The organism is Vibrio sp. 10N.222.55.C6, assembly GCF_041473395.1.
Classification (GTDB): Bacteria; Pseudomonadota; Gammaproteobacteria; order Enterobacterales; family Vibrionaceae; genus Vibrio; species Vibrio crassostreae_C.
Genome location: NZ_JBFRSD010000813.1, coordinates 1 through 782, shown reverse-complemented (window position 1 = coordinate 782; position 782 = coordinate 1). Strand labels below are relative to the sequence as shown.

1 protein-coding gene is annotated in these 782 nt (G+C 42.3%); it reads right to left on the bottom strand.

The genetic code is table 11. The features are described from left to right. Positions 1-782: anti-phage ZorAB system protein ZorA (gene zorA / locus AB4486_RS26320; RefSeq protein WP_372119708.1), on the bottom strand; the 782-nt coding region annotated here is incomplete at both ends.

Sequence of the window (782 nt, the reverse complement as noted above, 5' to 3'; positions counted from 1 at the left end):
GTTCTAAAACCTGATGAGACGCAGATTGCTGCATATCAACACTTGATTTAACTTGTGCTAGTAGCTCATCAGTTCCCGATTTCATTGCATTTGTTTGAGAAACAAACATGTCATTGCGCTCTTTTTCCATCAGGTTTGACTGCTCATCACGCTTAGAGAACGTTTGTGTAAGTTCACCTACTTGGTTATTAACAAATTCTGTTAACACTCGGCTTTGCCCCGACACATTATCGACAAGTTCTTTAATTGTCGTTTCCATAGAAGAAGCCAACTTTTGTTCTCTTTCCGAAGCTGCCCTCTCTCTCTGGCTAAGTTGCTCACCCATTTCTGAGACCTGTTTCTCCACAAACTCGGTCATCATTCTCTTTTGCTCATTACCTTGTGTTACTAACTCAGATACCTGTACAGAAATCGAAGAAATCAGCTCTTTCTCTCTCTCCGTTGATGCGCTCTGCTGAACTTCAAGCTTATTAACAAATGCTGCCAAAGATGTGCTCATAGATTCTAAAGTTTCATTCACTCCTTTAGAGGCACTATCCATAGCAACACGCTGCTGTTCACCCTGCTGCCCGAAACCATCCATGAATGATTGAAGAACACTCTCTAATGCTTTCTGATTACCGTCAGAGGTTTCGTCAACGAGCTTATTAATAGCAGGAGCCATAATTTTTTCTAAGCTGCTCTCCAGGCCTTGTTGAATGCCCTGAGTTGCCTGTACTAAAGACTCTTGCATTTTCTCGCCAATTTTCTCAGCTAGCCCTTGTAGACTTTCACGTGACTGC